The organism is Arthrobacter sp. 2YAF22_2 (assembly GCF_052114645.1).
GTDB lineage: Bacteria > Actinomycetota > Actinomycetes > Actinomycetales > Micrococcaceae > Arthrobacter.
On sequence record NZ_JBFRFD010000050.1, the window covers coordinates 1 to 10,753 of the forward strand.

The 10,753-nt window shown below is 66.8% G+C and carries 10 protein-coding genes and 1 pseudogene; all 11 read left to right on the forward strand.

The annotated features are described in order from the left end of the window. Positions 1-112 (forward strand): annotated as a pseudogene (locus AB4Y86_RS03740) (CHAP domain-containing protein); the annotation flags it as partial. Continuing rightward, complete coding sequence (locus AB4Y86_RS03745) at positions 109-627, forward strand: hypothetical protein (RefSeq protein ID WP_441400201.1); 519 nt, start codon at positions 109-111, stop codon at positions 625-627. The pseudogene AB4Y86_RS03740 and the gene AB4Y86_RS03745, both read left to right, overlap by 4 nt. Positions 628-669: 42 nt before the next feature. Continuing rightward, positions 670-2,106, forward strand: a complete 1,437-nt coding sequence (locus AB4Y86_RS03750) for a chromosome partitioning protein ParA (protein WP_441400203.1) — start codon at positions 670-672, stop codon at positions 2,104-2,106. 34 nt (positions 2,107-2,140) lie between these two features. Continuing rightward, the gene (locus AB4Y86_RS03755) at positions 2,141-2,743 is read left to right on the forward strand and encodes a DUF6668 family protein (protein ID WP_441400205.1); all 603 of its coding nucleotides are present in this window, start codon (positions 2,141-2,143) and stop codon (positions 2,741-2,743) included. 11 nt (positions 2,744-2,754) lie between these two features. Beyond that, entirely contained in the window at positions 2,755-3,024 is a 270-nt protein-coding gene (locus AB4Y86_RS03760) for a hypothetical protein (RefSeq protein WP_441400207.1), read from the forward strand. A gap of 25 nt (positions 3,025-3,049) precedes the next feature. Continuing rightward, positions 3,050-3,805 carry a hypothetical protein gene (locus AB4Y86_RS03765; RefSeq protein WP_441400209.1) on the forward strand — a complete coding sequence of 252 codons (756 nt, stop codon included), beginning with the start codon at positions 3,050-3,052 and terminating at the stop codon, positions 3,803-3,805. A 1-nt stretch (position 3,806) separates the two neighbouring features. Beyond that, positions 3,807-5,090, forward strand: coding sequence for a hypothetical protein (locus tag AB4Y86_RS03770; RefSeq protein ID WP_441400211.1), 1,284 nt, complete (start codon positions 3,807-3,809; stop codon positions 5,088-5,090). After that, a complete protein-coding gene (locus AB4Y86_RS03775) occupies positions 5,077-6,585 on the forward strand; it encodes an SCO6880 family protein (protein ID WP_441400213.1) in 1,509 nt (502 codons plus the stop codon). The genes AB4Y86_RS03770 and AB4Y86_RS03775 overlap by 14 nt, the downstream gene beginning before the upstream one ends. Beyond that, positions 6,585-8,171, forward strand: coding sequence for a helicase HerA domain-containing protein (locus AB4Y86_RS03780; RefSeq protein WP_441400215.1), 1,587 nt, complete (start codon positions 6,585-6,587; stop codon positions 8,169-8,171). The genes AB4Y86_RS03775 and AB4Y86_RS03780 overlap by 1 nt, the downstream gene beginning before the upstream one ends. Continuing rightward, complete coding sequence (locus AB4Y86_RS03785) at positions 8,168-9,937, forward strand: type IV secretory system conjugative DNA transfer family protein (protein ID WP_441400217.1); 1,770 nt, start codon at positions 8,168-8,170, stop codon at positions 9,935-9,937. Before AB4Y86_RS03780 ends, AB4Y86_RS03785 begins: the two co-directional genes overlap by 4 nt. A 10-nt stretch (positions 9,938-9,947) precedes the next feature. Next, on the forward strand, positions 9,948-10,379 hold the full coding sequence (locus AB4Y86_RS03790; protein WP_441400218.1) for a DUF4913 domain-containing protein: 432 nt from the start codon (positions 9,948-9,950) through the stop codon (positions 10,377-10,379). Positions 10,380-10,753: the final 374 nt, after the last annotated feature.

Here is a 10,753-nt window from a genome sequence, read left to right on the forward strand (position 1 = left end):
GGGCTACAACGGCAACCCGGCCCCGGATGACCACAACTACTACACCCGGACCGTGAGCAACACGGTTCCCTCAGCCTTCCTATACCTGCCCATCCAAGAGGAGACGAAGTGAAGAAGCCCCTGACCCTGATCGCGGTGGCGCTGTTGTGCGCGGCCTGCGCCCCTGCTGCGTCCACCAGGACCGCGCCGGCGTCCTCTTCAAGTGGCAGCCCCACACCCTCCGCGCCGGTCTCTCTGAGCGCCAATAGCGGACCCCAGGCCCCCGGCGGCACGGTACCCGCCACCATCGGCATCACGTGGGACCAGGCCAGCAAGGACGCCGCCGTGGACGCGGCCGAGAACGCGATGACCGACTTCGCCCGGCCCACCCTGGATGAGAAGCAGTGGGCCAACGATCTGGCCCGCTGGCTGACGCCTCAGGCCACGGCCGACTATTCCTCCGTGGATCCCTCCAACATCCCGGCCTCCCGCGTCACTGGAGCGGCCACCTTGTCCGTCGATGAGGCCAACGGCTACGGCGCGACCGCCGCCGTCCCCACCAATGCCGGGACCTACACGCTGCAGCTGCTCCGCACGGGCAAGGACGCTCCGTGGAAGGTCAACAGGCTCACCCCGCCCGCATCCTAAGCGCCACCACCTTTTCCCTTCTCACACCTAAGGAACAAGCCGATGGGTACTTCACCAACGCAAGTTATGGCCTTCCCCAGCATCAAGGCCATCGTCCGCGACAACGGCACCGCCGAGGTCGTCGTCGCGGGAAACTCCCGCATCGTTCCCGCCGGGGAATCCCTGCAGGACCTCCGCAACAACGCCCTGGCCCTGGTCGTCGGTGAAGCGCAGACACTCCAGCGCCCCGTCCGGGTCCAGATCGAGGACCCCGAGGGCCACGGTGAACTCATCGTCCACCCTGACAACAAGATCGAATCCGTCTCCTACGAACCCCGCACGGCCCGTCGCCGGGCCGGGGCTCCCGCCACCACACCGGAGAACGCCGCCCCCGCCGTCATCGAAACCACGCCTCTTCCCGCACCGGAACCCGCAGCCAAGCCTGTCGAGACCGCGCCAGTTGCCGCTGCCGTGGCCGATGCCCAGCCTTGGCCATCCGCAGCGTCAGAAGCGACCGAGGCGGCGGGGGAAGAGGTCGCCCCGACGCGGCGCAGCCTGAAAGACACGTCCTTCCTCGTCAGCGCCCCGGCTCTCGAGCCGGCCACCCAGGGCTGGCGCGGCGCCCTCACGCGCTTGGGACTCCGCATGAATCCCTCGGACGAAGAGCTCTCCGAACGCGAGGACATCCGCACGGTCAGCCAGCACTGGCCCGGGCCGCGCACCATCGCCGTGGTCAACCGCAAAGGAGGGGCCAACAAGACCCCCACCGTCGTCATGCTCTCGGCCATCCTCGCCCGCTACAGCGGCGCAGCCACGGTCGCGTGGGATAACAACGAATCCCAGGGGACCCTGGGCTGGCGGACCGAAAAAGGCTCCCACGACCGCAGCGTCCTGGACCTGATCGATTCCTCCACGGAACTGCTGTCTCCGTCCACGAACGCGGCCGAAATCGCCAAGTTCGTCCACCACCAGACGGCCGATAAGTTCGATGTCCTCCGCTCCGATGAGAACGACGAAGGCGACCACGAAATCACCGCGGAGGAAGTCGATATCGCCCACCAGGTCCTCACCCGCTACTACCGGCTCGTCGTGATGGACTCCGGCAACACCGCCCGGGCAGCGAACTGGCGGCGCATGATCGACCACACCAACCAGCTCGTCGTCCCCGTCACGGCCATCGAGGACCGCGCCGAAGCCGCACGCCTGACACTGCAGACCCTCGAATCCCGCGGCGGCCACGACGCGGAGCTTGCCCGCAACGCGGTCGTGATCGTCTCCGAGTCCACCGACGCGAAACGATCCATGAGCGGTGATGCCCTGAAGCGGGCCAAGGACGAGGCAGAGCGGATCGCCAAGGGCTTCGAACCCTTCGTCCGCGCCGTCGTCCGCATCCCCTACGACCCGGCCCTGGTCAACGGACCCATCCGGTACGAAGCCCTCCAGCCAGCCACCCAACGGGCCTGGCTCGCCGCGGCCGCCGCCGTCGCCAACGGCTTCTAAACACCCACCCAACGGATATTCGAAAGGAGGACCCATGCAGCAGACTCTGAACCCTTGGATCACCCGCCCCGCAGTCGAGGCGGAAGCGCCAGAGCCGGAGGTACACACCCCGCCGGCGGCGCGGATCACCGCTCCGTTGCGGGGCATGGTCGAACCCGACGCCGCTGACCGCCTGGGCCACCGGACCGTCGCCGGCCCCGCAGCCCTCTGGATCACCGGTGCGCACGGCGGATCCGGTGAAAGCCGGGTCGCGGATCTCCTTGACGGGGTACGCGCCACGGGACACTGCTGGCCCGTCCATCAGGACGGGAGCACCCCGAAGCTGCTTCTGGTCTGCCGCGCCGATATGCGCGGACTGACCGCGGCCCGCAGCGCCCTCACCCAGTGGGCTTCCGGCGCAGCCCCGGCCGTTGACCTCCTCGGCTTGGCCGTCCTGGCCGACGCCCCCGGCAAGCCCCCCAAGGCCCTTCGCGACTTCACCGCCATTGTCGGCGGGGGAGCACCCCGCCTCTGGACCCTGCCCTGGGTCGAGGCCTGGCGGCACGAAGACCCCCCGAGTGTCCCCGCGGCCCGCGAATACCAACGCTTCACCACCGACATAGCTGCACTCGTAGCTGACACCAGCCCCACCAAATGAAAGGTCTCACCATGAACTCACTGGCCCTCTTGGACGCAAGCGTCATCCCCAACCCCACCCCCGTTGTCCCGGCCCAGGCCGGCGGCCTGCTCACCATCCTGAACTGGGCCTCCGGCATCGGTCTGGTCCTCGGCGTGCTCGGCGTGATCATCGTCGGTATCGGCATGGTGATCCAGCTGCAGCGCGGCGAGGGCGCCCAGGCCATCGGCAAGCTCGGCTGGGTCCTGCTGGGCTGCATCATCATCACCGGCGCCTCCGGCATCGTCCGCGCGTTCGCCTAAACCACCACCACACGGGAGGTTCACCATGAGCCAGTCCACCGAAAGCACCCCCGAGAGCAGCCCTTTCACCAAACCCGGGTTCATCATCGCTGCGGCCCTGGTAGTGGCGCTCCTCGCGGCCACCGTCGTCATCTTCCTGCTCCCCAAGGGCGACAGCGCCGCCCAGCCCGCCCCCGCTTCACCCCGGGGCAGTGCCTCCGCAGCGCCGTCCGCTCCGGCGGACGCGGCAGGCGAGAGCATTTGCGGGCTGCCCTCCAGCACGGAGACAGCTCTAGGCGCAGCGCCGAAGTCCAAGTGGGAACTCGTAGGAAAGATGGCCGTGCCCACCGACCCCAAGACGGTCGGCCCCGGGACGACTGACCCGGACGGATTCCGCTCCTGCTTCGCGCACTCGCACACCGGGGCACTCTTCTCATCCATGAACGTCGCCGCACTCGGATCGGCGGGATCACCGCAACTGACGGTGAAACTGGCAGACAAACTTCTCGTCCCCGGCGCTGGAAGGGACGCAGCCATTCGCGAAACCAAGGCAGGGACCGGCTCCTCCGGGACCGACACCACCATCCAGGTCCGCGGCTTCTCGATGAAGTCGTACACGCCGTCCGAGGCCAACGTTGATCTTGCGTTCGAGACAAACAAGGGAGTCTTGGTCCACACGCAACTTTCCATGCGGTGGATGGACGGCGATTGGAAAGTGAAGCCGGCAGATGACGGAATGACCTTCAGCGGAGTCTCCCAGCTCAGCGACCTCAGCGGCTACATTCTCTGGTCCGGAGCCTGAGATGGCTGAGTGCGGATTTGGTGAGGTGACGTGCCTCGCCGGGAACGTCGCGGCAGGGGTGCTCAACGACGCCATGGGAAACATGGCGAAGGCGATCATGGACGGCATGAGCCAGATGGTGACGACTCTGTCGACTTTCTGGGTCTCGATGCCAACAGTGAACCTGACGAGCCAGGACGGGACCGCGGCAAGCCCGGTCGTTTCCATGGTCAATGGCGAACTCATGGTCTGGACGGTCGCGCTGGCCGTCCTCGCCGTCATCATCGGCGGTATCCGCATGATCTGGGAGCAGCGGGGAGCACCCCTCAAGGAGCTTCTACGCTCACTGGTGACGCTGACGCTGGTGTCCGGGCTGGGCCTGGGCGTCATTTCCATTCTGGTGGTCGCCGCGGATGCGTTCTCGGCCGCGATCATCAACCGCTCGACCGACGGTAAAGGCTTCGCGGACGCAATGAAGCTTCTGGTCATGACTAACCAGACCGGGGTTGGGGTCTTCATCCTCATCATCCTGGGACTGATCGGATTGCTGGCTTCCCTCGTCCAGGTCGTACTCATGGTCGTGCGGAGCGGGATGCTGGTAATCCTCGCCGGCATCCTGCCCACAACCGCCGCGTTCACGAACACGGAAATGGGCAGGCAGTGGTTCCAGAAGGCCGTCGGCTGGACGATCGCTTTCATCCTCTACAAACCCGCCGCTGCAATCGTCTACTCGGTGGCATTCCTGCTCATGGGGAGCAGCGGGAAGAACGCTCTGATCGGCTCGATCACTGGATTCACGCTCATGGTTGTGGCGCTGTTCGCCATGCCCGCGCTGATGCGTTTCGTGACCCCCATGGTCGGCGCGGTCGCATCAGGCGGCGGCGCGGGCGCAGGCGCCGCCGTCGGCGCTATGGCCACCGGTGCCGTGTCCATGGGCCGCAGTGGCAGCGGACGCGGCAATGCAGCCCCCACGCCGGCGAGCTCCAACCAGCCGGGCTCAGCTCCGAAGGGGAGCGACGGGACCCCCGGCCCCAAGGGCAGCGGCGGGAAACCAACCCCCGGGTCGGCCGGTACGGCTGGCGCGCCGGGGGCTGCCGCCGCAGGAGCCGCTGGAGCTGCGGGTGCCGCCGGTACGGCGGGGGCTGGCACCGCTGGCGCGGCAGGCGCCGCGTCGGGTGCGACGGCAGCAGCCGGCCCGGCTGGTATGGCCGTGGCAGCAGGAACACAGGTAGTGTCCCGGGTTTCCCAGGCCGCTCAACAAACCGCACAGGACTCAACCGGGGAGGGCCCCAGTGGCAGCAATTAACACCGAATACAAAGAACCGTCCTACGGCAACTGGCGTGTGCCCCGGTCGGCCGGACTGGGGAACCTTGGTGCCATCGGCACCGGCATCGTCATGGTCGGTCTGCTGCTGGGCATCACGAGCTTCGCTATCTGGGGCCTGCTTCCCGGCCTGGCCGTCCTCGCTGTTGCCGGGATCAGCGCCCTGCTGCTGACGGTCAAGGACAAGCATGGCCAGTCCATTGTTGACCGCACCGCGACCCGGATGAGCTTCCGGATCTCCAAGGGCTCGGGCACCAACCTTTACCGTTCCGGCCCTCTGGGCGTCACGCAGTGGGGGATGTACCAGCTGCCTGGCCTCGCTGCGAAGTCCACGCTGTACGAATTCTCCGACTCCTACAAGCGCTCGTTCGCCCTCCTGCACGTCCCGGCCACGAACCACTTCACGGTGATCTTCTCCACCGAACCCGACGGTGCGTCCCTGGTTGACCCTGAACAGGTCGATGCGTGGGTGGCCAACTGGGGCGGCTGGCTCGCCGGCCTCGCCGACGAAGCCGGGCTGGACGCCGCGGCCGTCACGGTCGAAACCGCGCCCGACTCCGGCTACCGTCTCCGCAATGAGGTGGAGATGAACATCGACCCGAACGCCCCGGCTTTCGCCCAGGCGATCCTGCGCGAAGTCGTGGACACCTACCCGGAAGGCTCCGCCACCGTGCGGGCCTGGGTTTCCCTGACGTTCAGCGCCTCCCTCCGGTCGGGTTCGAAGAAGCGCACCCCCGAGGACGTGGCCCGCGACCTGGCCTCCCGCATTCCGGGCCTCTCGGCCCGGCTGCAGTCCACCGGTGCCGGCATCGCCCGGCCCATGTCTGCGCAGGAACTCTGTGAAGTCGTCCGGATCGCTTATGACCCGCCGGCGGCCCTGATCATTGATGAAGCCCACGCCGCCGGTTCCCCTGTTTCCCTGAGCTGGGGCGAAGTTGGACCGACGGCGACCCAGGCCAGCTGGGACGACTACCGCCACGACAGCGCATTCTCGGCGTCCTGGACCATGACCGGCGCACCCCGCGGGTCCGTGAACTCCTCGGTGCTATCCCGTCTGCTGGCCCCGCACGGGGACATCGACCGCAAGCGGATCTCCCTGCTGTACCGTCCGATGGACTCGGCCCGCGCCGCGGCCGTGGTCGAAAGGGACCAGAACAACGCCAACGTCCGCATCACCTCCGGGACGCGCCCCTCGGCCCGCGCCTTGGTCGATGCCCGGTCCGCCGTGCAGACTGCCCAGGAAGAAGCGCAGGGCGCGGGCCTAGTGAACTTCGGCATGGTCGTCACCGCCACCGTCACCAATAAGGAACGCCTGGCGGACGCTGTGGCCGCTATCGAGCAGACCTCCGGCACCGCCCGGGTGCTGCTGCGCCGGGCCTACGGATCCCAGGACACCGCCTTCGCCGCGTCCCTGCCCCTTGGGCTGATCCTGCCCAAGCACAGCATGGTGCCCTCCGAGATTAAGGATGCCCTGTAATGGCCCGCATGCGCCTTTTGACTGCAAAGAAGTCAAAGACAGTAATGGAACCGGCGGCACGTCCGGAGAAGCGCCCCGCCCGGGACGCCGGCCCGGGTGCACGGGGCTGGACCGGACGCGGCGGCGGCATGGCCGCGCTCGTCCCCTCCGTCACCGAGTACCGCGGCACCACGGTTCAGGTCTGCGGTCTGTGGCCGTTCTCCTCGGGCGCGTCCTCGCCCATGATCGGGGTGCCGCTGGGCCGGCACGAGGAAACCCAGGCCACGGTCTGCTGCGACCCGATCAGCTGGTTCCAGAGGGCACGCCTGATTTCCAACCCGTCCGCGTTCATCCTCGGCAAGCCGGGCCTCGGCAAGTCCACACTGGTCCGCCGCATGTTCTTAGGGCTCTCCGCCCAGGGCGTCAACGCGCTCGTCCTGGGCGATCTGAAGGGTGAGCACGTCAAAGCGGTGCAGGCCCTCGGAGGGCAGGTCATCAAGCTCGGCCGCGGCGTCGGGTATCTGAACATCCTCGACCCGGGGCAGGCTGTCGAAGTCGCCCAGCGCCTTGAAGAGGCCGGTCACCACGAGGCCGCGACCCGTGTCCGGGCCGACGCCCATGGCCGGCGGCTGAACATGGTCGTCTCGCTGATCACGATCAGCCGGAACAACCCGCCCACCGACCAGGAACAAACGATCCTCGACCGCGCGCTCCGGGTGCTCGATGACCGGTTCGACGGGGTTCCGGTCCTCAAAGACCTGCTCGACGTCATTGTCTCCGCTCCCGACGAGCTGCGCCAGGTCGCGCTGGACCGCGGCGACATCAACGTCTACCTCAAAGAGACCCGGGCGCTGGAGGCCACGCTGCTGGGGCTGACCGGCGGTGGGAAGCTCGGCGAAATCTTCTCCCGGCAGACCACCAACCCCATGAGCCGGGACCGCGCCGTCGTTTTCGACGTCTCGACCATTGACGAGACCGAAACGGACCTGCAGGCCGCCGTGCTGCTGGCGTGCTGGTCTTACGGCTTCGGTACGGTCAACGTCGCCAATGCCCTCGCTGACGCCGGCCTGGAGCCGCGGCGGAACTACTTTGTCGTCCTGGACGAGCTGTGGCGGGCGCTGCGCTCGGGTAAGGGAATGGTCGACCGGGTGGACGCCCTGACCCGGTTGAACCGCTCCGTGGGTGTTGGACAGATCATGATCTCCCACACCATGTCTGACCTGCTGGCGCTCCCGGCGGAGGAGGACCGGATGAAAGCCCGCGGGTTCGTTGAACGCTCCGGCATGGTCATTTGCGGCGGGCTCCCGGCCTCCGAGATGCCGCTGCTGACGCAGGCGATCCCGCTCTCGCGGCAGGAACAGCAGAAGCTCATCTCCTGGCAGGACCCTCCCGCCTGGGATTCACGCGGTGCCGACGTCGAGCCTCCGGGCCGGGGAAAGTTCCTGATCAAGGTCGGCGGCCGCCCGGGGATCCCGGTCCAGATCGGTTTGACCTCCATCGAACGGGCCGAGGGCCTGAACGATACGAACACCCGCTGGCACGAGCCAGCGGCCCCGTTGCTTGACCCGGCGGCCGCGGAGCTGCCCGCGACAGGAGACGCACTGTGAGCGCACCGAACCGTAAAGGCATGGGCCTAGGTGACGCCATCCTGGTCTGGCTGGCTATCGGCTTCATCGTCGTCTTCGGCGGCGGCACGTACGCCGCCGTGCACATCGGATCGTGGATGGCCGGCCTTCCGACCCCTCCGGGCCACCCGATAGACCTGATCGCCGGCCTCGTAAAGGGCAAAGTCATCTGGCCGGCCCAGGCGACCGTCGTTGTGGCCGTCATGGCCGGCCTGGTACTCGCCCTGGCGATCCTCGTGTTCTGGGCTTGGCGGAAAGGTGCCTCCAAGCGTGCCCGGGTCGACAAAGCCGCCCGGTACCTCGGCCGCGGTAAGAATCTCACCGCGTTCTCCGAAAAGGGCGCCCAAGCCACCGCCGACCGGCTGGGCGTCGCCGGCAAACCGGGCATCGTTGTGGGCAAGGTCGTCTCCACCGGGCAAACGTTCATCCAGTCCTGGGAAGACCTCAGCCTCGACATCTGGGGACCCCGTACCGGTAAGTCCACCTCCCGTGTCATGCCGGCGATCCTGGACGCACCGGGCGCGGTCGTCTCTACCTCGAACAAGCGGGACGTCGTTGACGGTACCCGCGGTGTCCGCGTGGCCACCGCGCCTGTCTGGGTCTTTGACCCCCAGAAAATCGCCCAGGAAGAACCGGACTGGTGGTGGAACCCGCTCTCGTACGTCACCGACGAAGAGAAGGCCTACAAGCTCACCCAGCACTTCTCCGTCGGGTCCCGGGTCCCTGGCTCCAAGCCGGACGCCTACTTCGACCCCAAAGCCGAAGACATTCTCTCCTCCTACTTCCTCGCCGCTGCCCTTGGCGGCCTGCCGATTACGCAGGTCTATTTTTGGGTCACCGAGCAGGTCAGCCAGGAACCGATCGAGATCCTGAAAGAACACGACTACGAGCTGCAGTACCGCGGCCTGGAATCGACGCTCAAACTTGCAGACAAGCAGCGCGACGGCATTTTCGGCACCGCCGAGAAGATGATCCAGTGCCTCAAGAGCCGCAACACCCTCCGCTGGGTCGCACCGACCGGTGGGGCCACGGTTGCCATGGACGCGCGCCGGCAGTTCAACCCTCACGCCTTCGCTGCGTCCCAGGAGACGATCTACATCCTCTCCAAGGAAGGGGCCGGCTCCGCAGCCCCGCTCACCACGGCCTTGACCGTGGCCATCGCAGAAGCCATGGAGGAACGGGCAGAGCGCAGCGGCGGTCGCCTCCCCAAGCCGGCGCTGTTCGCCCTTGATGAGTTGGCCAACGTCGTCCGCTGGGCCGGTCTGCCGGATCAGTTCAGCCACTACGGCTCCAAGGGCCTGATCGTCATGGGCATCCTGCAGTCCTGGTCCCAGGGCGTCGAACTCTGGGGCGAGGCGAACATGCGGAAAATCTGGTCCGCCGCGAACGTCAAGGTCTACGGCGGCGGCGTCGCCGAAGAAGGATTCCTCCGCGCCCTCTCGGACCTGATCGGGGACTACAGCTACACCAACGTCTCCATCAGCTCCGGTAAGTCCGGGTCCAGCCGCTCCCGCCAGGAAGGGAAGGAACGCATCTTCGACGTCTCCAACCTCGCCGAGCTGGACCGYGGCCGCGCCGTCGTCCTCGCCTCCGGCGCACCCGCCACGCTGGTCCGCACCATGCCCTGGTACACGGGGGCACATAGGGAATCTGTGGAAGCGTCCATAAAGCAGTACAGCCCGCGGCCCGAAGAGGAGGCTGTACCGGTCGCTGCCACTACAGGCTCTAATCCCTGGGTCACAGGTTAGGGGATCTGAGATGACTACCGAGATCGGTCGCTTCGGCTCAATCGACGCTGAAACACCCGCAGATGCTCCGGCAGAAGATCAGAAGGCACCTGAGCTGGTGTACGGCTCGGCCGAGGAGTTTCTTCACGAGCAGCTGCTGCCGACATATGTCCGCGACGTCGACGGCCGCGCCGCTAAATGGTGCATCGAGTGGTACTTCCACCCGGAAGCAGTTAGCCGGATAGAAGCCCTGTGGCGAGCCTGGGAACACCTCAGGCTGGACGGGGCGACGGGTATCAGTGTCTGGTTCAAGGACCACGCGGACCACCATATGAGTGTGCTCCTGGACCCACGCGGCCCGTTCTACAAATGCGACATGCAAAAACACAGGGACCCCGAACCTCTGGAACCGGAACGCGCACCGGCAGGCTGGTTTCCGGACGTCCGCCTGAAGCAGCCTTGAGTTCCAGGACGCTCACTCCAAGCCCCTCATTTCTCCAACCGGTCCATTTGAGATGTGCAGGGAGGGACACCGCTTCTTCACCCGGCAGGAGAAGTTGGCTCCCCAATGGTCACCGAAGCAGTACTACCCGGCTGGGCTCCCTAAAGCCAACCCAACGCAGGCATGCTCCTCGGCTGAGGGCGTGCCTGCTGGCACCGGTACAGAACGTCTGCCGGGAAGTTCAGGTGTTCGTCTGGCTGCCGTCCATCGACCTCTTGGGTCAGGAAGCGGATGTCTCCGCTAGGGTTATTCGTCCGCTAGCTTGCGAACGCGACCGGGCTGCTGGCGCTGGGCATAGAGGAGGCCGCCACCAAGGGTGACGGCCTCCTCTATGC